The organism is Streptomyces sp. NBC_00690 (assembly GCF_036226685.1).
Lineage (GTDB): Bacteria > Actinomycetota > Actinomycetes > Streptomycetales > Streptomycetaceae > Streptomyces.
Genome location: NZ_CP109009.1, coordinates 4,293,968 through 4,318,353, shown reverse-complemented (window position 1 = coordinate 4,318,353; position 24,386 = coordinate 4,293,968). Strand labels below are relative to the sequence as shown.

At 66.7% G+C, this 24,386-nt stretch carries 23 protein-coding genes; 9 read left to right on the top strand and 14 right to left on the bottom strand.

Annotation, left to right across the window (positions count from 1 at the left end; all coding sequences use genetic code 11):
• Entirely contained in the window at window positions 1-564 is a 564-nt protein-coding gene (locus tag OID54_RS18995; protein ID WP_329021208.1) for a dihydrofolate reductase family protein, read from the bottom strand.
• A gap of 637 nt (window positions 565-1,201) precedes the next feature.
• On the opposite strand from OID54_RS18995, the gene OID54_RS18990 reads away from it, so the two are divergent.
• Complete coding sequence (locus OID54_RS18990) at window positions 1,202-2,035, top strand: PIG-L family deacetylase (RefSeq protein WP_329021207.1); 834 nt, start codon at window positions 1,202-1,204, stop codon at window positions 2,033-2,035.
• 145 nt (window positions 2,036-2,180) lie between these two features.
• Here the strand turns inward: OID54_RS18990 and OID54_RS18985 are convergent, their stop codons facing one another.
• Entirely contained in the window at window positions 2,181-2,819 is a 639-nt protein-coding gene (locus OID54_RS18985) for a class I SAM-dependent methyltransferase (protein WP_329021206.1), read from the bottom strand.
• Between the two features lie 210 nt (window positions 2,820-3,029).
• Here OID54_RS18985 and OID54_RS18980 point away from each other — a divergent pair, with 210 nt between their 5' ends.
• Both OID54_RS18980 and OID54_RS18975 read left to right on the top strand, forming a co-directional pair.
• Complete coding sequence (locus OID54_RS18980; protein WP_329021205.1) at window positions 3,030-4,130, top strand: DNA polymerase III subunit beta family protein; 1,101 nt, start codon at window positions 3,030-3,032, stop codon at window positions 4,128-4,130.
• Between the two features lie 102 nt (window positions 4,131-4,232).
• Window positions 4,233-5,615: a serine hydrolase domain-containing protein gene (locus tag OID54_RS18975; protein ID WP_329021204.1), complete on the top strand. Its 1,383-nt coding sequence runs from the start codon at window positions 4,233-4,235 to the stop codon at window positions 5,613-5,615.
• Between the two features lie 297 nt (window positions 5,616-5,912).
• Here OID54_RS18975 and OID54_RS18970 read toward each other — a convergent pair whose 3' ends face one another.
• The 4 genes from OID54_RS18970 to OID54_RS18955 all read right to left on the bottom strand — a co-directional run bounded on the left by OID54_RS18970 (window position 5,913) and on the right by OID54_RS18955 (window position 8,428).
• Complete coding sequence (locus tag OID54_RS18970) at window positions 5,913-6,365, bottom strand: GNAT family N-acetyltransferase (protein ID WP_329021203.1); 453 nt, start codon at window positions 6,363-6,365, stop codon at window positions 5,913-5,915.
• 10 nt (window positions 6,366-6,375) lie between these two features.
• On the bottom strand, window positions 6,376-6,834 hold the full coding sequence (locus OID54_RS18965) for a MarR family winged helix-turn-helix transcriptional regulator (RefSeq protein ID WP_329021201.1): 459 nt from the start codon (window positions 6,832-6,834) through the stop codon (window positions 6,376-6,378).
• Between the two features lie 179 nt (window positions 6,835-7,013).
• Window positions 7,014-7,877, bottom strand: a complete 864-nt coding sequence (locus OID54_RS18960; RefSeq protein WP_329021200.1) for a GNAT family N-acetyltransferase — start codon at window positions 7,875-7,877, stop codon at window positions 7,014-7,016.
• A 5-nt stretch (window positions 7,878-7,882) separates the two neighbouring features.
• On the bottom strand, window positions 7,883-8,428 hold the full coding sequence (locus tag OID54_RS18955; RefSeq protein ID WP_329021199.1) for a DUF2269 family protein: 546 nt from the start codon (window positions 8,426-8,428) through the stop codon (window positions 7,883-7,885).
• A gap of 301 nt (window positions 8,429-8,729) precedes the next feature.
• On the opposite strand from OID54_RS18955, the gene OID54_RS18950 reads away from it, so the two are divergent.
• Window positions 8,730-10,265, top strand: coding sequence for a globin domain-containing protein (locus OID54_RS18950; protein ID WP_329021198.1), 1,536 nt, complete (start codon window positions 8,730-8,732; stop codon window positions 10,263-10,265).
• 111 nt (window positions 10,266-10,376) lie between these two features.
• On the opposite strand, the gene OID54_RS18945 is transcribed toward OID54_RS18950, so the two are convergent.
• The 4 genes from OID54_RS18945 to OID54_RS18930 form a co-directional block, all read right to left on the bottom strand.
• Window positions 10,377-10,856 (bottom strand): NUDIX hydrolase, encoded by a 480-nt coding sequence (locus tag OID54_RS18945; RefSeq protein ID WP_329021197.1) that lies wholly within the window; start codon window positions 10,854-10,856, stop codon window positions 10,377-10,379.
• 52 nt (window positions 10,857-10,908) lie between these two features.
• Window positions 10,909-11,799 carry a LysR family transcriptional regulator gene (locus OID54_RS18940; protein ID WP_329021196.1) on the bottom strand — a complete coding sequence of 297 codons (891 nt, stop codon included), beginning with the start codon at window positions 11,797-11,799 and terminating at the stop codon, window positions 10,909-10,911.
• 357 nt (window positions 11,800-12,156) lie between these two features.
• The gene (locus OID54_RS18935) at window positions 12,157-13,314 is read right to left on the bottom strand and encodes a cystathionine gamma-lyase (protein WP_329021195.1); all 1,158 of its coding nucleotides are present in this window, start codon (window positions 13,312-13,314) and stop codon (window positions 12,157-12,159) included.
• A 141-nt stretch (window positions 13,315-13,455) separates the two neighbouring features.
• Window positions 13,456-13,833 (bottom strand): phage holin family protein, encoded by a 378-nt coding sequence (locus OID54_RS18930; protein ID WP_329021193.1) that lies wholly within the window; start codon window positions 13,831-13,833, stop codon window positions 13,456-13,458.
• Between the two features lie 51 nt (window positions 13,834-13,884).
• Between OID54_RS18930 and OID54_RS18925 the strand changes: the two genes are divergently transcribed.
• The 4 genes from OID54_RS18925 (at window position 13,885) to OID54_RS18910 (ending at window position 16,166) form a co-directional block, all read left to right on the top strand.
• Window positions 13,885-14,202, top strand: a complete 318-nt coding sequence (locus OID54_RS18925; RefSeq protein WP_329021191.1) for a cupin domain-containing protein — start codon at window positions 13,885-13,887, stop codon at window positions 14,200-14,202.
• A gap of 219 nt (window positions 14,203-14,421) precedes the next feature.
• Window positions 14,422-14,634, top strand: a complete 213-nt coding sequence (locus tag OID54_RS18920) for a DUF5326 family protein (RefSeq protein WP_329021189.1) — start codon at window positions 14,422-14,424, stop codon at window positions 14,632-14,634.
• A 209-nt stretch (window positions 14,635-14,843) separates the two neighbouring features.
• The gene (locus OID54_RS18915; protein ID WP_329021187.1) at window positions 14,844-15,611 is read left to right on the top strand and encodes an IclR family transcriptional regulator; all 768 of its coding nucleotides are present in this window, start codon (window positions 14,844-14,846) and stop codon (window positions 15,609-15,611) included.
• A 120-nt stretch (window positions 15,612-15,731) separates the two neighbouring features.
• Window positions 15,732-16,166, top strand: a complete 435-nt coding sequence (locus tag OID54_RS18910) for an SsgA family sporulation/cell division regulator (RefSeq protein WP_329021185.1) — start codon at window positions 15,732-15,734, stop codon at window positions 16,164-16,166.
• A 139-nt stretch (window positions 16,167-16,305) separates the two neighbouring features.
• Here OID54_RS18910 and OID54_RS18905 read toward each other — a convergent pair whose 3' ends face one another.
• The gene (locus OID54_RS18905; protein WP_329021183.1) at window positions 16,306-17,670 is read right to left on the bottom strand and encodes a YibE/F family protein; all 1,365 of its coding nucleotides are present in this window, start codon (window positions 17,668-17,670) and stop codon (window positions 16,306-16,308) included.
• A gap of 695 nt (window positions 17,671-18,365) precedes the next feature.
• Here OID54_RS18905 and thiC point away from each other — a divergent pair.
• Window positions 18,366-20,192, top strand: a complete 1,827-nt coding sequence (gene thiC / locus OID54_RS18900) for a phosphomethylpyrimidine synthase ThiC (RefSeq protein ID WP_329021181.1) — start codon at window positions 18,366-18,368, stop codon at window positions 20,190-20,192.
• Between the two features lie 355 nt (window positions 20,193-20,547).
• Here the strand turns inward: thiC and OID54_RS18895 are convergent, their stop codons facing one another.
• From OID54_RS18895 to OID54_RS18885, 3 genes are all read right to left on the bottom strand, one after another.
• Window positions 20,548-21,369, bottom strand: a complete 822-nt coding sequence (locus OID54_RS18895; RefSeq protein WP_329021179.1) for a hypothetical protein — start codon at window positions 21,367-21,369, stop codon at window positions 20,548-20,550.
• A 146-nt stretch (window positions 21,370-21,515) separates the two neighbouring features.
• Entirely contained in the window at window positions 21,516-22,868 is a 1,353-nt protein-coding gene (locus tag OID54_RS18890; RefSeq protein WP_443055783.1) for a metallophosphoesterase, read from the bottom strand.
• A 159-nt stretch (window positions 22,869-23,027) separates the two neighbouring features.
• Window positions 23,028-24,140, bottom strand: coding sequence for a LacI family DNA-binding transcriptional regulator (locus OID54_RS18885; protein ID WP_329021175.1), 1,113 nt, complete (start codon window positions 24,138-24,140; stop codon window positions 23,028-23,030).
• Window positions 24,141-24,386 lie beyond the last annotated feature (246 nt).

The window sequence follows — 24,386 nt, the reverse complement described above, 5'->3', positions numbered from 1 at the left end:
TCAGTGCCTTGTCTCGTACCTGGTCAAGATCACGCCGCCGGGAAGGGTGCGCGTCTCCACCAGGTTGAGGTTCACCCAGTTGTCCAGCACGGTGAAGAACGGCGTGCCGCCGCCCACCAGGACCGGCGCGGTGGCCAGCACGTACTCGTCGATCAGCCCGGCCCGCATGGCCGCCCCGGCGAGCGTCGCGCCGCCGATGTCCATCGGGCCGCCGTCCTCGGCCTTGAGCCGGGTGAGCTCGGCGACCGCGTCGCCGGTGACCAGGCGGGTGTTCCAGTCGACCTTGTCGATCGTCGAGGAGAACACCACCTTCGACATGTCCCGCCAGCGGCGCGCGAACTCGATCTCCGCCGGGGTGGCGCCCGGCTGCTGGTCGCCGGTCGGCCAGTAGGAGCTCATCGTCTGCCACAGCTTGCGCCCGTACAGCGTCAGGTCGGTCGCCTGCAACTGGTCGGACCAAAACTGGAACAGCTCGTCGCTCGGTACGCTCCAGCCGATGTCGTCGCCAGGCGCGGCGATGAAGCCGTCCAGCGTCAGGTTCATGCCGTAGATCAGTTTCCGCATGGCCTAGCCTTCCGTCCGTGGGTGTCCGGCCTATAGGACCTGCGTGGTGCGGGGAACTCATCGGTGCGCGATCTGGGCTCGCCGGCAGTCCTCGTGCTCGGGGCTCAGCGTGGTGTACTCGGCCGACACGGGCAAGCCGCCTGATCTCGACTTCGCCCTCGCGAGGAAGTGCCACGTATTTGAGGCTGATCATGGGTGACAAGGCCGTGAGACAGCCAAGAAGGCCCAGGTCGGGCAAGGTCGACATATCGCGAGCGGCGAGACCTTACAGACGCCCGCCGGCCAGGTCTCAGCATGCATGTCGGCATCCCACGGTTGGTGTCGGGGGCTGGGAGTCTGAGCCGCGGTGGGCTGGGACATAGCTGGGACGTACAGGTCGCGTCCGTACCTCGTTCGCGTTGAATGCCGACGTCCGAAAGGCCAGACGACCGCGCCGGGAACAGTCGGTTCGGCTGGAACCGTTGCATCGATTGACGGCCGGGCACCGCGGGGGCGGCGACACGGCGACCACCAGGCCATACGCCCCACCAGAACGCCAGAACGCCAGAACGCCAGAACGCCAGAGTCCGAGGCCCGGGATCGCGGTATGCCCGCCGCCCACTCGGACCAGCACTTACTTCTGTAGGAGGACAGTTTCATGACTGACCGGCCCTTGACGCTCATGGCCGTACACGCACACCCCGACGACGAGGCCACCGGAACCGGAGGGGTCCTCGCGCGGTACGCGGCGGAAGGCATCCGCACGGTTCTCGTGACCTGTACCGACGGCGGTTGCGGTGATGGACCGGGGGGTGTCAAGCCGGGCGATCCAGGGCACGATCCGGCGGCGGTCGCCTCGATGCGCCGTCAAGAACTCCAGGCGAGCTGTGACGTCCTGAAGATCAGCGATCTGGAGATGCTGGACTATGCCGACTCCGGAATGATGGGTTGGCCGAGCAACGAAGCCCCCGGATCCTTCTGGCAGACCCCCGTGCAGGAAGGCGCGGCCCGACTCGCGGAACTCATGCGGCACTACCGACCTGATGTGGTTGTCACCTACGACGAGAACGGCTTCTACGGCCATCCCGACCACATCCAGGCCCATCGCATCACGATGGCGGCGCTGGAGATGACCGAGCTGACACCGAAGGTGTACTGGACCACGATGCCCCGCTCGGGGATGCAGCGGTTCGGCGAGATCATGCACGAGTTCCATGAGGACATGCCGGAGCCGGATCCTGCCGAGGCCGCCGCGATGGCCGAGATTGGCCTCCCCGACGATGAGATCACCACCTGGGTGGACACCATCGCGTTCAGCAGTCAGAAGTTCGACGCGTTGGCCGCGCACGCCAGTCAGGGCGAGAACATCTTCTTCCTCAAGATGGGCAAGGAGAGGTTCGGCGAGCTGATGGGCATGGAGACCTTCCTACGCGTCCAGGACGCCACCGGCGCCGCCATACCCGAGAACGATCTCTTCGCCGGACTGCGCTGATCCGCCCACCGGCCCGGAGCCCGGGAAGCGCATCGACCGTGCGGCGCAATTGAGCCGGTCATGCTTTCCCGGGGCTTGTCCATGTGGGGGCCGCTCTGGCAGTCCGTGCCCAGGCCCTCGCCGGTGGCGTCGACGCAGGAGCCGGTCAGCTGGTGCGGGTCAGCCTCCACACGTTGTCCGCCCGGGTGCCGGGCTTGCCGTCGGGGGACGGAGAGGGTCTTTCCACGGTCTCCAGGGTCTCCACCCGCCAGCTGGGTGGGAGCGCGAGCGCGGCGAGTACGTCCTGGAGCGTGGGGAAGGCGGCGTCGAACGGGTACTCGTGCTCCTCCATCCACGTCGGCCATCCGGCGTGCATGACGACGAGGAGGGTACCGCCCGGTGCGACCGCTTCCGCGGCCTGCTTGAGCACGCCGTCCTGGTCCAGAGCCACAGGCGACTGAAGGAACTGTGCGCTGACCAGATCGAAGCTTCCCTCCGGGAAGGTCACTCCGAGTTCGTGGCGCTCGAACGTCACCCGCTCGGCGAGACCGGCCTCCGCGGCATGGTACGCCGCCCGCTCCAGTGCCGTGGGGGAGATGTCCACACCGGTCACCCGCCATCCGAGGGACGCCAGCCATACGGAGTCGGCGCCTTCACCACAGCCCAGATCCAGGGCGCTGCCCGGTTCCAGAGCACTGATCTCACGTACGAGGAGTGCGTTCGGGTTGCCGCTCCAGACACGCTCGCTGGAGCGGTAGCGCTCCTCCCAGAACTGTGTCGGGCCGGTGGGCAGCGGTATCGACATGGAGATCCCCTTCGCGACGACTGCGCGGTGCCAGCGGCACCTGGGCTCAGGGTCGCCGGGTGGGAAGAGTGCGTCAAACGTGGTTGCCGGTTCGGCAACAAGTGGAGGCCGAGCCATAGCCAGCCTCCATCTTGGGCCGTACGCCACCTGGGTTCCTCCCGGCTGACACCCTTTGACCTTCACGTTGGTTGAACGTCGACAATCGGCGACATGGACGAGATCGAAGGTCTGTTGAGCATCGGGACATTCGCCCGCCGGGTGGGATTGGCGCCGAGTGCCCTGAGGTTCTACGACGACTGCGGAGTGCTTCGGCCCACCCGGGTGGATGCGACGACCGGCTATCGCTACTACGACGCGGATCAGGAACCGCGCGCCGCTCTGGTCCGGCGCCTCCGGGAGGCCGGCCTGCCGCTCATGGATGCCTCACTGGTCCTGGACGGCACCGCCGAGGAGGCGCGGGACGTGCTGGAGAAGCATGCTCGGCGAACGCGCGTCACGGCGGCTGCCGCACAGTCGGCGATCGACGACATCCTCAGTGACCTTCCGTTGGGGCGGCGCAGGGCACAGGCGCTCGTCGGCGGGGCGGAGTTGTCGAGTGCCGTGCGACAAGTGGCGTTCGCGGTCGCCACGGCCGCGACCCGAGAGAGCTTTCCGGAACTCGGCTGTGTACTGCTCGAACTCGGCCATCAGGAGATTCGCTTGGTTGCCACCGACCGTCATCGAATGGCCGTGCGGGTGCTGCGCCCCCACTCCCAGCCCTTCGAGTGCGAGACCTGCCAGGTACTGATCGACCTGGCCGATCTGAGAGACGCTACCTCGTGGGCGCTGTCCCAGGCGCTTGTCACCGTTGAGGTCGACGGTTCGGTCGTACGGATGCGGGGCGAAGGCGAGGTCCGCCTCCTGAACGCCTTCGACGGGGTGTTTCCCGACTACCGGATGGTTCTGGACGGTCTTGCCGCAGCCCGGCACCGGCTGGTCATCGACCGGGAGGCCCTCCGGAGGGCCCTGGCCATGAGCTCGCCGGGGGAGACGATCACCCTGCACACGAATGAGCAGCAGCAACTGGTGCTCTCCAGCGCTGGCCCAAGCCCGCTCCCCGAGGCCGGGGGCCTCCGGGCCATCTGCACCGGGCCGCCCCTGCGCATCGCCTTCGATCCAGCGGTGCTACTACCTGCACTGGATGCCAGTGTGGGGCCCGATGTCCTGGTGGAAGTCTCGTCGGCGACAGAGCCGGTCGTGGTTCGCTCCGCCGACCAGGGCAGCTTCACGACCCTGGTCATGCCGGTCCGCGACACCGTCTCGGACGACTGAGCCACGACCCTGCGACCCCCGGGCGGGCCGAGCATTCCGCGGGTCGCGAAATGCCCAAGCGAACAGTCGACTTCTCACGATCACACCCGATAGACCTGCTCCATGACCGCACCTCTGACAGCACTTCTGCCCACCACCGAACGGGCGCTGCTCCACCGCATCGCCGCGGCACAGTCGGAGGGGCGAGCTCCTTCGTTGACCGGTGCTGTGGCCCGCGATGGCCAGCTCGTATGGACCGGGGAGCGCCCCTTTGCCGAAGGGGATGAGACGGGCGCCAACACCCAGTACCGGATCGGCTCGATCACCAAGACGTTCACGGCTGTTCTGGTGATGAGGCTGCGTGACGACGGGCTGATCGACCTTCAGGATCCATTGGAGAAGCATCTTCCCGGTACGGGGATCGGCGAGGTGACGATCGCCCAACTGCTCGCTCATAGCGCGGGCTTGGGTGCGGAGACTCCGTCGCCATGGTGGGAACGCTCGTCCGCTTCGCTTCGGCCCGGCCTCCCCGACGTCCTCGGGGAGCAGCCGCGCAAGCATCCTGTTGGCCGCCGCTTCCACTACTCCAACCCGGGATACACGGTTCTCGGTTCCCTTATCGAGGCGGTGAGGGGCGGTTCGTGGGAGGAGGTTCTCCAGCGGGAGATCCTGGAGCCACTCGCCTTGACCCGTACGAGCATGGAACCCCAAGCTCCCTCCGCCCAAGGGTGGGCGGTGCATCCGTGGGCCGATGTGCTTCTGCCCGAACCCGCAGAGGACCTTGGACTGATGGCTCCTGCGGGCCAGCTCTGGTCGACCGCCACCGACCTGTGTCGGTTCGGCGCATTTCTCGCCGAGGGAGACGACCGCGTACTCAGCGCGGCATCGGTACGGGAGATGCGGACGCCCGCCGTGCCTGCCGAGAGCGGGGAGTGGGATACCACCTATGGCTTTGGGCTTCAGATCATCAGGCGAGACGGTCGTACGTTGGTCGGTCACGGAGGCTCGCTCCCGGGATTCGTCGCCGGGCTCTGGGTTGGCGTCGACGACGGGGTGACCGCCGCGGTTCTCGCCAATGCGACCTCGGGCCCTCTCCCCAGCCTGGTTGCCACCGACCTCATTCAGATCGTGGCTGAGGCAGAACCGCGTCTTCCTCTGCCCTGGCGCCCGCTATCGGAGGTCGACCAAGAACAGCTGGAGATCACCGGCCCTTGGTACTGGGGGACCTATGCCTTTGGTCTGCAACTGCTCCCCGACCGTGTTCTCGCCCTTCAACCTCTGACCGGGCCTGGTCGTCGGGCGCGGTTCACTGATGCGGAGGACGGAACCTGGATCGGGCAGAACGGCTACTACGCGGGGGAGACCCTGCGCGTAGTGCGCCGGACGGACGGCTCGATTGCCCATCTCGACCTGGGGTCGTTTGTCTTTACCCGCGAGCCCTATGAGCCGGACACCGGGATCCCTGGTGGTGTGGACAAGCAGGGATGGCGCGGGCTTCCCAGCTGATTCTGCTGACGTCATGGGCTTCCCACTCAACGTGCCGACGAAATCGCTACGAGGAGCTACGAGGAGACATGAGGACTGTTTCACGTGAAACGTCACCTCCGATCAGCAGGAGGCTCAGCATGTTTCACGTGAAACAGTCGATGGAGCACGGGCGCGAATACCGAGGGTGGCAGCCTCGAACTACCCATCCCTGGCCCTGGGATCAAGATCGGGTACGAGAGCTGTCTAAGGGGCTGCTTCCGGTTCGGACTCCTGATCGTCAGGAGTCATGGTGGGCCCCATGGAAGGAACCTCGGATCAGAGCGGCAGTTTGAAGCCGATGTGAGAGGCGACAAAGCCCAACCGCTCATAGAAGCGATGGGCGTCAACGCGGGAGACATCCGATGTCAACTGGACCAGTTGGCAGTTCTGGCGGCGCGATTCTTCAATAGCCCACTCGATCAACTGCCTTCCGAGGCCGCTGCCGCGCTCATTGGCGTGTACCCGAACGCCTTCGATCAGAGCTCGGGTGGCGCCGCCTCGGGAGAGCCCCGGAATGATGGTGAGCTGGAGCGTCCCCACCACCGTGCCCCCGCGTACCGCAACGGTCGGGTGTTGATGTGGATCGGCCTTGAGTCGCTCGAACGCGCTCCTGTACGGAGTGAGGTCGTGGGGAGACTCCCGTGTGGCTCCCAGCACATCATCAGCGAGCATGGCCACGATCGACGGAAGGTCGGCGTCCTCGGCGGGGCGTATCTCAAGATCGCTCATGACTCACACTCTAGGCAGGGACTCGAAGCTCCTCGACGGTCCGTACCAGGGACGTCAGAGTGGGATCTGTGGCTGCCTGGTCGAGAGCCGCACGCAGCGCTGTGTCATGCGTGGGGCGGGCCGCAGCTAGCAGGGCCAGACCTGCGTCCGTCACATCCGTATAGATTCCACGGCGATCGGTGTCACAGAGATAGCGGCGCAGCAGCCCACGGCTCTCGAGACGGCTGACCAGGCGGGTGGTGGCGCTTTGGCTGAGGATGATCGCTTCAGCGACCTGCTTCATCTGAAGATGGCCGCGAACATCGCCATGCTGACGGCTCAGGACCTCCAGCAAGGAGAACTCCCGCACGCTCAGCCCATGGGCTCTCTCCAGAGCCCGTTCGATGTCGGCCTCGATTCTGCCGTGGAGCAAAGAGAAGGCGGACCAGCCCTGGGCGAGCCAGGTGTACGAGGGTTCGGTCTCGGCCATCGGTCTTCCTCCTTCGTGCCCAGCGACCTTTCCCCGATGGCGATGGTCAAGCACTGGCACCCCGGGGAAGGTGGGGGCCGCAATATACCGCGCCCGCAACCATCGGGTTCGCTTGGGGCGTGTCCCCGATCCTTCCGGGATGCCTGCGCAAGAGCCTTGCTCACAGCGGGAGTTGGGGGTCAGCCGGCTGCCACCGAGAGTGGTGCGAAGCGGCGGGACCAATCACCGGGCAGCTCGTCGATCCCATGGGTCATCACGGTGTTGAAAGCGACGGAGTGCAGACCATGTGCCTTCAACCAGGTCAGAAGTTCTTGATGACGATCGTCGATATCGGTGCGGAAGGGCCGGTCCGTGGCCGGGGCGAGCGAAGTGATCAGTGCCTGTGCGGTTCGGGTGTCCCGGGCGATCAGAGGTCCGATGACATGGGTTTCCATATTGGGCCAGGCTGCGGCGTAACCCGTCAGCTCGCCGTTCTCCTCGGCCACACGAAGATGGTCGGCGAAGGCCGGTAGGCGCGTGATCATATGGGTTCGGTCCGGACCGAACACTTCTGTGTCGAGACGTACGATGCTGGGCAGATCCTCGGCGGTTGCAGGCCGGGTGATGGAAGCAGCCCAGGCGACATCCGCCGGGGGCCGGAAGCGTCCGCGGACCATCTCTGCCCGTCCCACGGCCGTGAAGCCCAGCCCCTCATAGAGCAGTTGCCCTTGCGGGGTGGCATGCAGCGTGAGCGGTGTGCCGCTCGCCTCCTTGAGGACATGTTGCATCAAGCGTCGGCCGATGCCTTGGCGCGCATACTGCTCGGCCACCAACATCATGCCGATCGCAGCCAGTTCGGGACCGTAGGACATCACGGTGCAACAGGCGGCCAGTCCCTTGCCGGAGGGGTCATCGATGCCGTAGGCGGTTCCCGCGGTCAGCAGCAGGGACCACTTGTGCTCTTCCCTGGGCCATCCGCGATTCTCCGAGAGGTCGGCGCAGAAGAGCAGATCCTCCCTGGTGAGACGACGAATATGCGGTGAGTCTGGGAGTGAGGTCGGCATGGGGATCAGGCTGTCTGACGCAGTGATCGTTCGTCTAGTGCTTTCCGAGAAGTGACCCCGCCCCGCAGTCTTCGCCCACGGCGGGTCAATCCCCAAGGCTTGAGTACGGAGAGAGCCATCATCAAGAGGTAGGCACACAGGGAGACAGCGGGGCCCATCACCAGATCGAGAGGTGCGTTCAGCGATCCTCCCCCAGAGGTGATCTCCGCTGCTTCGTTCACCCCTGGACGGAGAGCGAACACCGAAGCCGTCGTAGTGGCGGCTGTCAGCAGGAGCTTGGTCAAGACCCAGCGATGCCGGGCAAGGCCCCATGCGGTACCCAAGGACAAGACCACGCCGGTGACGAAAGTCAGCAGTGCCGACGGAAGAACCAGCCAGTCCGTGAAGACCTTCATCGACTGGACGCTGGATTCGGTGGTGGCCAGAGACTTGGAGGTACTGGCATTCAGCGCCAGAGCCAACAGCCCCAGCGTGACCCCCAACCAAGATGCGGCTGCGCAGACATGGACGACAAGAAGTGCTCGCCGGGTTGGTCGCTTCAATGGTTTCACGTGAAACACCGTGCCGAACCAACCGCTTCGCCACATCTGACGGCGGGAGTAGCCGCTGCTACGCGCCATGGCGTACGAGCGCTGTCGGCGCCGCTCCACAGAGGGAGCGGCACTGTAAGGCAAGCGGCTTGAGATAGGAGGAGTTTCCTTGCTTTGAGCCACCCGAGGCCCACTCCCTGTAATGATACGACTACGGAGATGGCGAGTCGTGCCGGAGATTGTGGCTGACAGCAGTCCTGGGGCAGGAGCACTGAAGTGAGGCACGTTCCGAGCAGATGGAAGTGCGGAGACCGAACAAGAGATGTTCGAGGCGAGGCAGACAATGGACGCTCCGACAACTACCGTGTCGGCCAGCAGATCAGGTGACAACGGTTCCGACGAAGGCATAGCCATCCCGCCGGAGCCCTCCCCGGATGACCTCCGGACACCACCGGCCGAGGCCGCCCGGCGGCAAACCACTCAGCGCTCCGGGAGCATGGGTGGCGAACGGATCGGTGAGGAGCGCACGCAGCGTTCGATGGACGACCCGCCCCGCTTCTATCCCGTCCACCCGGCCGAAGGCCGCGCCCCGGCCCGAGATGAACTTCCCTGGCCGCGCGAGGCGGTCAGCCCCCTGGGCACCCCCACCCGACTGCGCCTACCCGGTCAGCACCAGGCCCTTGCCATCGAGCAGGGACCCGTAGCCGAACCGTCGAGGCCGACCCTGAGCCCCGCCTCGACATCCGAAGTGCCCTCCGACGCCGAACTTGTTCGACGCACGTTGGCCGAGATCGAGCCGACGGCCGACCGGGTCACCTCCTACTTCTACGCCCTGCTGTTCGTGGGGCACCCCGAACTACGCCCCCTCTTCCCGGTCGCGATGGACACTCAGCGCGACCGGCTGCTCAAAGCGCTGCTCACTGCCGCCGAGCATATGGACGATCCGGCCGTCCTCACCGAGTACCTTCAGCATCTGGGGCGTGGACACCGCAAGTACGGGACGCAGGCCGCCCACTACCCGGCCGTGGGCGAGGCCCTTCTCGGCGCCTTGAGTCGATATGCCACACAGACCTGGGGGCCCGATACCGAGGCTGCCTGGGTGCGTACATACACCACGATTTCGCAGATCATGATTGATGCCGCAGCGGAGAACCAGGTGCAGGCGCCTGCCTGGTGGCATGCCGAGGTGGTCTCCCACGATCTTCGAACGCCCGATATAGCCGTTGTCACGGTGCGCCCCGACCAGCCCTATCCCTTTGTCGCCGGGCAGTACACCAGCGTGGAGACGCCCTGGTGGCCACGGGTCTGGCGTCACTACTCCTTCGCCAGCGCACCGCGCCCCGACGGGCTTCTCTCGTTCCATGTGAAGGCGGTGCCCGCCGGCTGGGTCTCGGGGGCACTGGTTCGCCACGCCCGCCCCGGCGACATCCTGCGGCTGGGTCCACCGGCCGGCTCCATGACGGTCGACCACTCCACCGACAACGGTCTCCTCTGCCTCGGTGGAGGAACGGGAATCGCCCCCATCAAGGCGCTGGTCGAAGACGTTGCCCAACACGGCACCCGGCGGCCGGTCGAGGTCTTCTACGGGGCGCGCACGGACTTCGACCTCTATGACATCGACACCATGTTGCGGCTCCAGAAGACGCATCCCTGGCTGTCGGTGCGTCCCATTGTCGACGACCGGGCGCACTTTCCCGATGCGGTGAGGGAGTTCGGCCCCTGGCACGAGTACGACGGATATCTCTCCGGACCTCCCGGGATGATCCGTAGCGGAGTGCACGCCCTGCGGGGCATCGGCATACCGCCCAACCGCATCCGCCATGACTCCTTCGAGGACCTGATCACCGTCGGGAGCTAGCGGGCGGACCGACTGCACCAGGTACGTCGTCGGTGGGACAAGGTGACGACAGGAGGCCAGGGGCGGGCGCGGGTCGGTCCAGCAGTGGACCGGATCGTTCTGTTCGATCCATCAGCCCAGGTCATGGGCGTGCAATGCGCGCACTCCCTCGATGTTGCCGTCCAGATAGTGCCGCAACGAGAGCGGTACGAGATGGACCGCGGCGATCCCCACCCGGCTGAAGGGGACCCGGACGATCTCGTACTCCCCACATGGCTCGTCGATCTCCGGGCCGTGTCGGAGGGACGGGTCCATGGACTCCAGACGGCAGACGAAGAAGTGCTGCACCTTGACCCCGGCGATGCCACCGCCCGCGATGTGCTCCACGGTGTCGACGAAGCAAGGCACCACATCGGTGACCTTCGCACCCAGCTCCTCGTCCAGCTCTCGGTGCAGAGCAGCGATCACCGTGGTGTCCGTCGACTCGACCCCGCCGCCCGGCGTCAGCCAGTATGGATCGAGCCCTGGCTTGGTGCGCTTGATCAGAACGAGATCGTCGCCATCGAGCAGGACGGCACGTGCGGTGCGCTTGACCACGGGACGTTCGGTCATGGCTAGAAAATGGCCCACGACGGCGGTTCTGAAACTCCTGGGACGCGTTCGTTCACCAGTCGCCCGCTGCCCGCAGCAGCCACTCGTGCGCCCGGGCGATCGGAGGAAGCGCCAGCGTCCCCGTCCTCACCACGAGGAAGTACGTCCGCAACGGGGGTACCGGAGGGTCCAGCAATGCCACAAGGCGACCCCGCTCCAAGGCGTCCTCACAGAGGTATCGCGGCAGCACCGCGAGGCCGGCCCCGGCCGCCGCGCTCTCCAGCACCGCCCTGAGGTCCGGCGCGATGACGGCCCCTGCGGCGGCTGGACGCGAGTCGAAGACCGCGGCCCAGTAGCGGGCCACCAGGGGGAGCGACTCATGGACTTCCACCACGGGCAGTTGCTCCAGCACCACATGGCCGCGGCGTAACACCTCCGGGCCCAGTCGGGCCCCCCACCGCGGGGAGGCGACGAGGACATGCTCCTCGTCACAGAGCGGAGTCGCGGTGAGGAGGCCGCCGCGGGGACGGGCCGTGGTGATGGCCAGATCATGATGGCCGGCGGCCAATCCTTCGAGGGTCTCCTCGGCGTTCCCGAACGAGGCGCGCAGGGCCAGCCCCTGGGAGATCAGCGGGGTGAGGGCGGGCAGGGCGCGCAGGGATGTGAATTCGGGTGGTCCGGCCAGATGCAGGGTCCGTACGCCGGATGTCTCGTCCAGTCCGGTCTCGGCGATCTCGACCAGGGCGTCCAGGTGGGGAGCGGCGCGATGGGCGAGCTCGTCACCGATGGTGGTCGGGGTGACGCCACGTGCCTGTCGAAGGAAGAGCGGACGGCCCAGTTGGCGTTCCAGGGTGCGGATCTGGCCCGTCACCGCTGGCTGGGAGAGTCCCAGCAAGGCGGCGGCGCGGGTGAAGGAGCCTGCGCGGTGGACGGTGACGAATGTGCGTAGCAACGCCAGATCCATGTCGAGCGCCCCTCTCGACCGACGATGCTCGCGGATCGGACAACTATAAATAAGTCGATAGGTCGCTGTCGTTACTGTGATTGGACACTGACGCAGAGTCAACTAGCCTTGGTCACGAGGTTCTTCGGGGGGATGAACCGGGGCGGTCCGAGCCACGAGGGGGGAGGTTCGGACCGCCCACCAACGGCTTCGGACCTTCTGTCCTTGACGGGCGCGCCCGCTTTGACTGCCCGAGGATCTCCGTCCGTACCCATGGGTGCCCCCGTTCTCGCCGCCAAACCGCATTCACGTGTGACCGTCCTGTGGAGCCTTTCCGTCCGGGCCTTGATGTGCCGCCGTACGACGGATGGATCGCCGTCAGCGCAAGGGTCGTGTCGCCGGCTCGTCGACTGCCTCGTCCAGCGCTCGCAGCACATCGGCCACCAGGTCCTCCGTGTCCTCCGCGCCCGCCGAGAGCCGTACGAAGCCCTCGGGCACCGCATCCCCGCCCCAGCGGCCCCTGCGCTCCGCCGATGAGCGCACTCCACCGAAGCTCGTGGCGTCGTCCACGAGTCGCAGGGCGTCCAGGAACCTTTCCGCGTGGGCCCGGTCGGGCAGCACGAAGGAGACGATCCCGCCATAGCGCTTCATCTGGAGCGAAGCCATTGGGTACGAGGGATCGGTGGGAAGCCCCGGATACCGCAGCCCACCCACTTCGCCGCGCTCGCTCAGCGCCCGAGCCAGTGCCAGGGCGTTGGCGCAGCTGCGCTCGATCCGCAGCTGGAGCGTGGCGAGCGAGCGGTGTGCGAGCCAAGCCTCCATCGGCCCGGGAATCGCGCCGACCACCTTGCGCCAACGCCGTACGCCTTCCGCCAGGTCGGCATTGCGACAGCTCACATGGCCGAGGAGGAGATCGCCATGGCCGGTCAGGCCCTTGGTGTCACTGGCGACCGAGAAGTCCGCGCCCAGTTCCAGCGGGCGCTGTCCCAACGGGGTCGCCAGGGTGTTGTCGACGGCGACCAGTGCGCCCGCCCGGTGTGCCGCCTCCGTGAGCCGGCGGATGTCGCACACGTCGAGCCCGGGATTGGACGGGCTCTCGATCCAGAGGAGCCGTGCCCCGTCCAGGACCGACAGCTGGCGGTCCTCACGCGTGGGTGCCGTTCGCACCTCGATTCCGTACGCCTCCAACTGTTCCCGCACCAAGGGAAGCGCCTGGTAGCCGTCACTGGGCAACACCACCGCGTCCCCGGTTCTGAGCTGGGAGAAGAGCACGGCCGAGATCGCCGCCATCCCGGACGCGAAGGTCACGGTCTCGACCGGGACGCCCGGCGCCTCCAGCTCACCGATCGCCCTCTCCAGAAGGGTCCAGGTGGGATTGGAGTCCCGTCCGTAGGTGTACGGTCCGGTCGGTTCGCCCGGCAGATGGAAATGGGCGGCGAAGACCGGACCAGGCAGGGTCGGCTCGTGCTTCACCGGCTCGGGCAATCCGGCCCGTACCGCCCTCGTCCCGTCTCCCGGGCTCTGTGCGCTGTTCATCGTGTGGTTTCGATCCTCGTCGTGCTCGGCTGAGTCCTGCTCGGCTGTGGTGGGTGGTGGGCGGGTCCGGCTCCGAAGGAACCGAAAGCACCGAAGGGCCCGAAAGTCCTGAAAGTCCCGGAGCGCGGGGTCCGTGCGGCCTCAGTCCTTGTCGGGCAGGGCGACGCTGAGCGCCCAGGAGACCAGCGAGATGATCAGGCCGCCCAGTACGGCGGTCCAGAAGCCTTCGACGTGGAAGTTCAGATCGAGCTTGTCGGCGAACCAGGACGTCAGCAGCAGCATCAGCGCATTGACGATCAGTGTGATCAAGCCCAGTGTGAGAACGAACAGCGGCAGGGTCAGCAGTTTCACGATCGGCTTGACGACCGCGTTGACCAGCCCGAAGATCAGGGCGACCACGATCAGGGTCGTTGTTTTCTTGCCGGTGCTGTCACCGGTCAGCGTGATGTCCGAGAGCAACCAGATGGCGATGGCCAGGGCCACAGCATTGGCGATCGTCTTGACGAGAAGATTCATCATGCGTCTGATCGTGGCAGACGTGATCGGACCAATGGCAGGGGCGGATAGACGATGAAGGCATTCCGACTGGACGAACTGGAGGTCGAGAGGGCCGCCAACGACGGCGCCTACCTCCAGTTCTTGCGCGAGCGGAACATGTCCGTCGGCCTCTATGCGCTGGACTCCGGCGATCTCGATCCGCAACTTCCCCATGCCGAGGACGAGGTCTACTTCGTCGTCAGTGGCCGCGCGGCGATCACGGTCGGTATGGAGACGACCCAGGTCGGTCGCGGCAGTGTGGTCTACGTACCTGCCGGGGTGCCGCACAAGTTCCACCACATCACCGAGGACCTGCGGGTGATGGTGGTCTTCTCTCCTCCCGAGAGCTGAGGCCCCCGCCCAGGATTCCTGCTCCGAGCGGAGTCGGGTCCACCACGGTCCCTAGGGGGTCGGTCAGGGGAGAGCAAGGGCTGTCGGGGCCCCGCTCACCCCATGGGTCCGCCTAGCATCGAAGGCAGAGGTCAGGAGGTTCAGCAGACCCCTTCTGGGACACCTGGGGCGTCCGGTGGACCGATGATGCACAGAGGAGAAAGAGGTAAGGCGATGGCCATGCGGGAGATCTTCGCTGGACTGCCCTGGTGGGTGAAGTGGGTTGCCGTTCCGGTGGTCGTCCTGTCCGTCTTCGGAGGGCTGATCGCCAACGTCCTCGGATTCGTGGTCAGCCTGCTCTTCAACGTGCTGCTCTTCGTCGCCCTCGTCGCCGGACTCATCTTCGTCGTACGGAAGTTCACCGGTTCCCCCAGTTCGCGCGAGGATTGGTAGGCGCTCTCCGCAGGGGTGTTAACCCGGCCGGGGGAACGGCCGGCAAAGGCCAGGTCCCTCCAGTCTGACGGCCATTACAGTGGCAAGCCGTCCCTCGGCCCCCGGAACTTCTCCCTTCAGGTAGGTTCCGGGGCGGCCGTGCGGCGGGCGCGCGGGGGCGGCCCCCGCGGGCGGGCACGGCGCCCGTCACCATGCCTGGGGGTTGACCTATGGCCACAGCTCCGCACGCTGCCCCAACGCTGATCACTTCGGTGCAGCGGGCCCTTCGACTGCTGGAGGCCGCTGCCTCCCATCGGGACGGCGCGCCCGCGAAGCAACTGGCGAGGGAGGCGGGCATTCCCCTTCCCACCGCCTACCATCTGCTGCGCACCCTGACCCACGAGGGCTATCTGCTCCGGGAGAAGGGCGTCTTCGTCCTCGGTGGCGCGGTGGAACGACTCGCGGTCGGCGGCGCTGTGCAGAATCGTCGCAGCAGACTTGAAGAGTCCCTCCACCACTGGCGGGACGCGCTGGGCGTCCCCGTCTACTTCGCCCTGTACCGCGAGGGCGAGATTGAGCTGGTCGCCTATGCCGACAGCCCTCACGCCCCGGCCGTCGCGGAGTGGGCGAACTTCCGGGAGACCGGCCACGCCCACGCCGTGGGCCAGTGCCTACTGAGCCAACTCGACGACGCCGCGCTCGGGGACCACCTCGATCGTCATCCCGTGCAACCCGTCACGCGGTACTCCGTGTCCGATCGCCGCGCACTCGTGGAGCGGCTCGCCGCCACGGGTCGTACGCAACCGGTGGTCGAGCGCCAGGAGTACGCCTTGGGCACGGTGTGCGCTGCCATCCCCATGATGGTCGGCTCCAACGCAGCCGCGATGGCCATTTCTCTACCCCTCCACCAACAGGAGAGGTTGCTTCCCGCAGTCGAACAACTACGCAGCGGAGTTGCCGGGCTGCTCGACGCGCTGGCATTCTCTATCAGTATCTGAAAAATCACTCCTTGTAGTCCTCTAGCGTGTGCAGCACGATTACGGCAAGAGCGCCAGGGGGATCATTCCTGGCCGTTTTCGGCAGGCTTTCAGCGGGTTTCATTCACTGCGGGGTAGACGATGCGCGAGTCGGTCCAGGCCGAGGTCTTGATGAGTTTCCTTGTCTCCGAGGAGCTGTCGTTCCGGATTCCGGTGGAGCTCCGGTATGCGACGGACGATCCGTACGCTCTGCGGATGACCTTCCATCTACCTGGAGACGCGCCTGTGACCTGGGTCTTCAGTCGCGATCTCCTCCTGGACGGGGTGCTGGGGCCAAGCGGTGACGGTGATGTGCACATCGGCCCCACGGGCCCGGAGGAGCTGGCCGACATCGCCATTCGGCTCCAAGTCGGCGCGGACCGGGCCCTGTTCCACGTACGCACCGCACCGGTCGTGGCCTTCCTCGACCGCACCGACAAGCTGGTGCCACTGGGGCAGGAACGAACCTTCGGAGACTTCGAAGGGAATCTGGACAAGGCCCTCCAGGAGATCCTGGCCGAGGAGAACGCCGGCTGAGGCCGCGGTCACCTGCGGAGGGCGGCGACGGGGTCTCCCCCAACGCCTCCTCCACTCCGGGGCCGCACAGGCCACGGGCCCCCGGGCCGAAGCACGGGCCGAAGCACGGGCCGGAGGAGCTGCCCACCCCGCTCCGACGCTACTTCTTGCGGCGTCGCCCCTTGCCCCCACGCGTCAAGACCCCGCCGCCGCCCGGCAGTCCGCCCTCGCCGCGTCGCCCGGTGGGCTCCGCCGTGCCGTCCCCGGCCGTACGGGGAGCACCCAGCCCGCCGGGAGCGCCGCCTCTTCCCCTGCCCGCTTCGTCACCGGCTGCCGTGCGGTCGGCGGACACCACCAGAGCTGCGAGTGCCGTGGTGACCGGAACGGAGGCCACCAGACCGATCGAGCCGATCAGGGTCCGGACGATCTCCTCCGCCACCAGTTCGCTGTTGGCGACCGTGCCCACACTGCTCTGCGCGATCGAGAAGAGCAGCAGGAGGGGCAGCGCCGCGCCCGCGTAGGCCAGCACCAGCGTGTTGACCACGGAGGCGATGTGGTCGCGTCCGATCCGGATGCCGGCGCGATACAGCGCGCGGGGCCCCATCCTCGGGTCTGCCTGGTGCAACTCCCAGACCGCGGACGTCTGGGTCACGGTGACGTCGTCGAGCACTCCGAGCGAGCCGATGATGACACCGGCCAGCAGGAGGCCGCTCATATCGATGTTCGGGTACAGCCCGTGGATCAGACCGGTGTTGTCGTCCGTGTTGCCGCTCAGATGCGCCCAGCCGATGTAGAGCGAGCCGAGCAGACCGATCAGCAGAAGGGAGATCAGGGTGCCCAGAACGGCGACCGAGGTACGAGCGGTCAGTCCGTGGCACAGATAGAGGGCGACCAGCATGATCGCACTGGCCCCGACCACCGCGACGACCAGCGGATTGGACCCGTCCAAGATGGCGGGCAGGATGAACAGGGTCAGTACGGCGAAGGAGATGACCAGCGCGATCAGCGCCATCACCCCACGCATCCGTCCCACGAGCACCACGGCGAGGGCGAAGATCCCGGCGAGCAGGGTCATCGGGAAGCCACGGTTCACATCGATGACGGCGTACTGGAGGTCGCGCGGGGCGTCGGGAGCGTACGCGACCACCACTTCCTGGCCCTGTTGCAACTGCCGTGAGGCATCGGGCTGGATGACTTCGGTGAAGACGCGCCCCATGTCCTTGCCCGAGGTGAGCTGGACCTTCGCCTTCTTGCACTGGCCCTGCTGGGCGTTGACCGCCTCCCGGCCCTCCGGAGTGCTGGTGTCTCCCGTCGGCGGCACCTGGGCGACGTTCACGTCCTTGCAGTCGACCCGCTGCACGCTGGTCACCTTGCCCTGCTCGGTCTGCCGGTCGAACCCGACGCCGGTGCGTTCATGACCCGGCGCTGAGCCGGGCCAGAGCACGAGGAGGCCCACGACGACCGCGGTGGCGAAAGGAATCAGCACCGCGGCGATCACCTTGCGAAGGTGACGTGAGACGGGCATGGCGGGGCCATGACTGTGCGAGTGGGAGTGACCGGACGGGGCGGCGGGAGAGGGACGGCCCGGAGGATGGTCGTGGTCGTGGCCAGGGGCGGTGGAAGGGACGGGCGTGGCGAACTGCCCGTTGGGCTCGTGGCCCCGGGCGCCGTGTGGGACGGGCCGGTCCCGCAGCGCCGCGTCCGGAGGGCCGTGGTGGCCTTGAGGGCCGGGGGCGTACGGCGACTGGGCAGCGCCGTAGCCATGGGCCGGCGGATGCGCGGGGACGCTTCCCGAGTCGTCTGCGGGGCCCGGGGGTTGGCCCTGGGGCTCGGGCCACGCGGGCATCGGCCGCTGGCGCGGTGGGACGGGGTTGGGGGGAGAGTCCGGTGTCTCCTGCGAGCGCTCCAACGACTCCCGTGGCGGACGATGGGACTCCGGAGAGACAGGTCCCCACTGGGGATCGAGCCCTTGCTGGGGGTCGGACGGCGAAGAGGTCACCGACCGATCATCGCAAGAACGGCAGGGGGCCTCTGTTCAGCGCGCCAGAAAGGGCGCTAGCGTGGTGGCACCTTTGCACACGCGGGAGCTCGGAGCACCGGGCTGAGAGGGCGCTGACCTCCGTAGAGCCGACTGGCCTAAACCAGCACGGCAGTGACGGAAGCCGCTGCGTCGACCGCCGAACCTGTTACCGGGTAATGCCGGCGTAGGGAGTAGGTCTTATGACCGTTCAGGATGCACGCACGCCTGCCGTCGACCAGGTCGGATCCACCGAATCGGGCGACGCCATCGAATCCGCCGCTTCGACCGGACGGAAACCGGGCTGGCACAAGGGGTACGTCGAGGGCTCGCGTCCCGACCTCCGGGTGCCCGTTCGACAGGTGCACCTCACCAACGGGAAGGATGTGACGCTGTATGACACCTCCGGCCCGTACACCGATCCCGTCGTCGACACCGATGTACGGCGTGGGCTGGCGCCGCTGCGGGAGAACTGGATCATCGCTCGGGGGGACACCGAGGAGTACGCGGGCCGTCCGGCCCGTCCCGAGGACGACGGACTCAAGCACACCTCCCCGCGCGGCGGACTGAAGAATCTCGACGCGGTTTTCCCCGGCCGACCGCGTCAGCCCCGTCGAGGGCGCGACGGACAGCCGGTGACGCAACTGGCGTACGCGCGCCGTGGCGAGATCACTCCTGAGATGGAGTACGTCGCGATCCGCGAGAACGTCTCCCCCGAGGTCGTACGGGAGGAGATCGCCGCAGGTCGAGCCGTGCTGCCCGCCAACGTCAACCATCCGGAGATCGAGCCGATGATCATCGGCAAGCGATTTCTGGTGAAGGTCAACGCCAACATCGGCAACTCGGCGGTCACTTCCTCCATCGAGGAGGAGGTGGACAAGATGACCTGGGCGACGCGGTGGGGTGCCGACACGGTCATGGACCTGTCCACCGGACGCAACATCCACACGACCCGTGAGTGGGTGCTGCGCAACTCCCCGGTCCCGATCGGGACGGTTCCGCTCTACCAGGCGCTGGAGAAGGTGGACGGCCGGGCCGAGGAGCTGAACTGGGAGATCTACAAGGACACGGTCATCGAGCAGGCTGAGCAGGGCGTGGACTACATGACCGTCCATGCGGGGGTGCTGTTGCGGTACGTGCCCCTCACCGCGCGCCGCAAGACGGGCATCGTGTCCCGTGGCGGCTCGATCATGGCCGCCTGGTGTCTCGCCCACCATAAGGAATCGTTCCTCTACGAGAACTTCGAGGAACTGTGCGAGATCCTCGCCGCCTATGACGTCACCTACTCGCTCGGCGACGGGCTTCGGCCCGGGTCGATCGCCGACGCCAATGACGAGGCGCAGTTCGCCGAGTTGCACACCCTGGGGGAGCTCAACCGGATCGCCAAGCGGTTGCATGTGCAGACGATGATCGAGGGCCCCGGCCACGTTCCCATGCACAAGATCAAGGAGAACATCGACCTTCAGCAGGAGATCTGCGAGGAGGCCCCCTTCTACACGCTCGGCCCGCTCACGACCGATGTGGCGCCCGCCTATGACCACATCACCTCCGGCATCGGAGCGGCGATGATCGCCTGGTGGGGGACGGCGATGCTCTGCTACGTCACCCCCAAAGAGCACCTGGGGCTCCCCAATCGAGACGATGTGAAGACCGGTGTGATCACTTACAAGATCGCAGCGCACGCCGCCGATCTCGCCAAGGGCCATCCGGGTGCCCAGGAATGGGACGATGCGCTCTCCGATGCGCGTTTTGAGTTCCGCTGGGAAGACCAGTTCAATTTGGCGCTCGATCCGGATACCGCAAGGGAGTTCCACGACGAGACGCTGCCGGCGGAACCGGCGAAGACCGCCCATTTCTGTTCCATGTGCGGCCCCAAGTTCTGCTCGATGAAGATCAGTCGCAGCATCAATGAGCAGTTCGGTGGCGATCAAGCGCAAAAGTCCGACGAGGAGGTCTCGGCGGGCATGCTCCAGAAGTCGAAGGAGTTCGCAGCCAGCGGCAATCGGGTCTATCTGCCCATGGCCGACTGATCGGGCAGCGGGCTGACTTCCTCCCGAGCCGAGTCACGTCGGTACGGGGCCTGGGGTCGGCCCGCTCGGGCCGGGCGAATCCCCTGTGGGGTACTCGCGGGGCCGCGGGTGGACCAGGCTGGCGTGGGGGTTCCGGGGGCTCGATGCCAGTACCTCGGCGCGGCCACTGTGGGTGCTCGCGCGGTACCACGCCCACGTTGTCCCGCACTTCACCCGGACTCACGCTTCCTGCCCGTACCGCGTTCATCTGCCGGGCCCGGATCGTCTCCACGGCACCGGCGTTCGGCCGGACCGTGGAGACGACGGGTCCCGCGCCCGATGGTCGGCATCCCGCACGGACCATCGGACGGGATGGTCAGTCCGGCTGGTGCTCCGGACCGCCGAAATCAGGGCTGGAGAAGTCGGGGCTGGTGAAGGTGGGGCGCTGCCCCTTGGTCGCGCCCTTGCTGGGACTGGAGTAGTCCGGTCCGCTGTAGCCCACCTTGGGGATCCGGCCCAGAGGGCGCGGAGGAGTGGTGGAGGCGGGGTCGACGCTTGGGTCGTTCAAGGCCGTCTGGAGGAAGGGCAGGACGCCGCGCTCCACCAGGGCGTGTCGCCAGGCGTCCTTGGCGCGGGCCACCTCGTCGGGCAACTCGTCCGGCGCCTCCGCCGCGTGTACCTGTGTTGCCCCGTTGCGCAGGGCTGTCACCAGCAGTCCGATGCCCGCGGCGAGGATGGCGACGGCGGCGAGTGCGCCGAAGAACCAGCCGGCGGACACCAGTGAGCGGGCGATGGTGGGAACGGGCTCCAGCATTCTGAGGCTGTAGCCGATCAACAGGAAGATCACCGCTGCCGTGCCGGCGAGCACCGGTGCCAGGGCGCCGATCACGGCCGCGAGTCCCGCACCCCGTTCGGCCGGCCCGTCCGGTGCCTGTACGGAATCATGGGTGACCGCCGCCGCTGCGGATGCGCGGGTTTCCTCGCGGATCTTCACATAGTGCTCGTACTCGGCTGCGGCGGCGCCAGTGATCGACGCCGTCGCGTTCAAGGCCATCGTGCGTAGTTGTGCTGCATTCAGTCGTTGCCCTATGGCAGCGAGATCAGGTCGGTCCGGCGCATTGCGCAGTGCCTCTTCGAGGACCCGCTCATATTCGGCGCGGTCCTCGTTCAGCAGGTGCGGAGCGCTTTTCATCTGCATCCCCCGATGCTCCGTAGGGCCCGAATCGCCCGCTTTTGACGGACGGTTGGGCGGAAACGGAGGAGAGCCTGCTACGGATATGCAGATGGTAGAGCGGTTACCGCACGGCGTGACAGGGGGTTTCCATAAATCGGGGTCGCGCTTTGCTAATCGGGCAGGGGAAGTTGGACGACCAGTAGCTTTCCGGCCATGGTCACTCCGCCGTCCATGGCGATGGCGAGCCCGTCCGCGTACACATGGGGGCCGTCGATGACCGTGCGTTCGGTCTCTTCCCCGTCCTCGTTCCCGACCTCGCCCAGCAGATAGGGAATGGGGCTGTGACCGTGCACGATGCGCTGGCCGCCGTAGGCCGCGAGCAGGTCTCGCACGGCTTGGGCGCCTCCCTCGTCACGGAAGGCGAACCGCTTGGTGAGCTTGCGGAAGAGGTCCCAGCACTCGTCGGCGTCATTGCGGGTGAGGATCTCGTGAACGGCTTCGTTGACGTCCTCGATGGTGGAGCCGTAGTCGAGGTAGGCCGTGGTGTCCGAGTGCATCAGCAGATGCCGGTCCTCTTCGACCACGGCGTCGAGCCGGGCCATCCACTGCACATGGACGTCCTGGAGCCGGTCCATATCGACCTTCTGCCCGCCGTTGAGCAGCCAGGCGGCCTGGAAGGTGGCGGTGCCCGCGCCCGAGTTGACCGGGGTGTCGCCGAAGCGTTTGGCACCCAGCAGGAGCAGTTCGTGGTTGCCCATCAGGGCCTTGCAGTAGCCGCCGGCCGCTGCGGCCTCGGCGGAGAGCCGCATCACCAGGTCGATGACGCCGATCCCGTCGGGACCGCGGTCGGTGAAGTCGCCGAGGAACCAGAGACGGGCGTTGCCCGCGGCCCAGCCCCCGTCACCGTCGATCAGCCCCTGGGCGGTGAGTGCGTCGATCAGTTCGTCGAGGTATCCATGGACGTCGCCGACGACGTAGAGCGGGCCGAGGCCGTCGGAGGTGGCCGCGGCCCCCGACGTGGTCGGCATCTGGAGCGTGTCGTTCTCGGCACTGCGCCGGATCACCGGCAGGTCGCGCTCGGTGGGGGTGTAGTCCTCGGGCATTTCGTCCTCGGGAATGGCGTTCCCGGGGTGGGTGTCGTGCGGGGGCAGGCGGCTCGGCTGTTGGTGCAGGGGCTCCGGTGTGGAGGACGGCTGCGGTGGGACGGGAGCCGGGTGGGGCGAAGGGCGCTGCTCCGAGGCCGCGGACCGCTGGGGCATCGGTGACATGGGGTAACTCTGCGGTGCGTGGGGTGTCTCATGCTCTCGGGACACCTCAGGAACCTGAGCAGCCTGCTGTGCCTCCATCTGTGATGCGGATTCTGAGGCCGTGGAGGGCTGGGGAGCCGACGGGGGCTCCTGCTCCTCGGCCAGCTGCGACTGTACGGGCACCTGTGCATACGGTGGTACGCGGAAATCACGCAATGTTGCCGTCCGCACCACGGGTCCCTGACCGGCCCCCTGAGTCATCGACCCCTCCACCACCGTCGCGCCGCCGTTCACCTCTCGGCCCAGCCTGGTCAGGGTGGTCCGCGGTGTCGTGCGCCCATCATAGGAATGAGGTCCGCGCTCTGTGACGCACCAGGGGTGGTGAATCCGTCCCCACCCCTGACACGACGGTTGTTTCGTCCTGATTGAGGAGTTCTATTCCGAAGAAGGCGAGCGGGGGGCACTCACCGTCGTTCGGGGGGAGCGGCGCTGCGAGGAGGTCCGAACGATCAGTTCGGTCGGTATTACCTGCTCGACCGGTCGGTCCTCGTTGATTCCCTCGATGGCGTCGATGAGTAGCTGGACGACTGCTGTGCCGATTCTGCGCGGCTTGAGCGAGAGGGTGGTGATGGGTGGTTCGGTGGTGGCGTAGACGGTTGACTCGCTGCAACAGACGAGAAGAAGATCTTCGGGTACCCGCAGCCCGTAGCGACGGGCGGCGGCGAGCAGATCGGTGCCGTTGGGGTCGAAGAGCCCGTACACGGCGTCGGGGCGGTCCGGTCGGGCGAGCAGCCGATCGGCTGCGACGGCTCCGGCACACGGATCGTGTGCCGGGTAGGACTCGTAGACGGGATCCTGGCCCACCCGTTCGCACCAGTTCAGGTACGCGGTTGTGGAGAGGCGCGTGTACGTATCCGTGGTGGTACCGGTCAGAAGTCCGATCCGGCGGGCGCCTGCGTCCGCCAGATGGTCGAGTAGGTCGAGTACGGCGGCTTCATGGTCGTTGTCCACCCAGGCGGTGACGGGCAACGTACCCGCCGGGCGTCCGTCCGAGACGACGGGCAGGCCCTGGCGGACCAGCTCGGTCACGACGGGATCGTGGTCCGATGGATCGATGACGACGGTGCCGTCGAGGGCGACGTTCGACCAGACGTCGTGACGAGAGGTGGCGGGGAGGATCACCAAGGCGTATCCGCGTGCCAGAGCCGCCGAAGTGGCGGCTCTCGCCATCTCGGCGAAGTACGCGAACTCGGTGAAGGTGAAAGGTTCATCCCCGTACGTCGTCACCGTCAGGCCGATGAGCCCCGACTTTCCGGTGCGTAGAGTGCGGGCCGCTGCCGATGGGCGGTAACCCAGTCGATCGGCGACCTCTCGGACATGTCTGCGGGTGGCGTCCGGTAGTCGCCCTTTTCCGTTGAGCGCATCCGAGACAGTCGTGATGGAGACACCGGCTGCGGCGGCGACGTCTCGGATGCCCGCCCGACTTTGCCGGCTCCCCCGGCGGGATGTGTCCGTCCGGCTCACCTGGTGCTTCCCTGCTGCTGTCATGGCGAGCCGATAGTAGGGCTCGCGTGGGCGGTTGGACTGGTCGCATATTCAGTCGTTGACAGGCACGTTTATGCATGATCATAACGCATCAACTGCCTTGAAATGTAAGGAAGTTACACGTTGTGCCTACGCCATTTCGGGTGTCTTACGCTATTGACCTAGCGGGTGGTCGATGTTTCGAAGAGGTCTCAACTCACCTCTACGGGGGATGCGCGCCACGGAGTGAGCCACCGGCGTACGCCATGG